1 protein-coding gene is annotated in these 1,648 nt (G+C 39.8%); it reads right to left on the bottom strand.

Features of this window, described 5'->3' with window-relative positions; genetic code table 11:
- Positions 1 to 263 precede the first annotated feature (263 nt).
- Positions 264 to 908 (bottom strand): quinolone resistance pentapeptide repeat protein QnrD1, encoded by a 645-nt coding sequence (locus FTV37_RS17320; RefSeq protein WP_012634451.1) that lies wholly within the window; start codon positions 906 to 908, stop codon positions 264 to 266.
- Between the last annotated feature and the right edge of the window lie 740 nt (positions 909 to 1,648).

The raw sequence follows: 1,648 nt of genomic DNA, 5'->3' as shown, positions 1-1,648 counted from the left end.
ATTCCGGCTCTGCCTCCGAATCACGCTGCGGTATCGAAAGATTACAGTGCGTACCTGATAAGAGCACCAATCAACGGACTAGGGATTTCTTGGATTGCACCGTCGAAAGAAGCCCAACCTAACCAGACTTAGCCAGATTAACGAGCTAAGAGACCATGACCCAATAACTGATCATGGAGAAAAGCAAAGACAAGATGAAGATGTCGCTTCGCTCCGTTTTGATTAGTACCACATTGGGGCATTAGGCGTTTTTTACCTAGATTTTATCGGTGAACAATAACACCTAAACTCTCAACAAGCTGAAGCGCCTGCTCTCCATCCAACTTCACTCCATCTAAATTAATTCGCCTTGCATCAAGCTCGCCAAGCGCCCCACCCGTTAAATCACAACCAGTAAAATCAGCCAAAGACCAATCAAACGATGAAAACTCCCCACAAGAAAGATCGGAGCCACGAAACACGGCGCCAGTTATCACAGTGCCATTCCAGCGATTTTCCCACAGTTCGCACTTTTCTAATATGACTCTAGAAAAATTAGCGTAACTAAGATTTGTCTTGGTTATATAAGCACTACAAAACCATGACCTTGTAGTTATCATATTCATAAAATTAGCCCCTCGAAAATCAGCTCCTTGAGCTAAACACTCACTAATTTCAAGACCTAAGGCGCTAATGTTTTTAAAATTACTCATTGATAAATCGCAGCTTTTAAAGCTAGCGTTTTTTAGTTTGGCTCTATTAAAATCACACCCTTCCAAGCTATTCCTGTCGTAAAAACTACAATCAACAAATTCAGTATCAGTTAAATCAACCCCTGAAAAATCACAATTTGAAAAGGCAATATTTTTAACTCTATTCCCCGTAAATTGATCTCGTGAAAACTTTTCATTGATAAAGTGCTTTTCCATACATGCTACACCTGGTTATTTATACAGTGCAATCATTGTACATTAATTTGAACAACCTTAAACTCTAGCTAAAATTGATTCATACAATCCCTTTTATGTTAAACGGGCGAGTTAGTTTACTAAAACCGCCCATTCATCCGCATTAAAGCCCCTCAAAACGATTTTAAGACACGATCACCCTATCAAACACCCAAATCTACCCTGAAAGTTTAGAACGGTTTCTGTGCCGTTTGGCTTCGTTTTTAACATTATTTTATTAGCCACAAAAATTACCCCTTAACCTTCAAAATAATTATCTTCCCGTTTGACTCATAAACGGTGAACGGGCAGATAAAATTTTTATCTGTCTGTGAATCGTTGGACAAGCGCAGCGCGTCAGAAAAAGACTCGTAGAGGCTTCGGGGTATCAGGGGAAAGCCCCCTGAGTACGCGACGGTAATAAACGGTAAAAATGTCCCCATTTTGTCCCCGTTTGTGTATCGTCGCCCTCGTGCCTGTAATTTTGTATTTGGAGATATTTTTAACAAACCAATTAAAAACGCATAGGTAACACACCTTAGAGCCTTGTACGTCAACGTTTTTAGACAACGAGAAAAAAGGGGAATTAATGGCAGAGAGCAAAAAAACAACAACGGTGAGCTTTAGAATTGAAGATGATCTCAAAGATAAACTTCAAATCATTGCTGAACGAGAAAATAAAACTATCACCAACAAAGCACGTGAAATCCTCGCTGAATCAC

This window comes from Acinetobacter sp. YH16042 (assembly GCF_013417245.1).
Taxonomy (GTDB): domain Bacteria; phylum Pseudomonadota; class Gammaproteobacteria; order Pseudomonadales; family Moraxellaceae; genus Acinetobacter; species Acinetobacter amyesii.
This window is presented reverse-complemented; position numbering and strand designations above follow the sequence as displayed.

Excerpts from the sequence above, each read along its gene's own strand:
- FTV37_RS17320 (WP_012634451.1), bottom strand. The coding sequence starts at position 908 with ATGGAAAAGCACTTTATCAATGAAAAGTTTTCACGAGATCAATTTACG.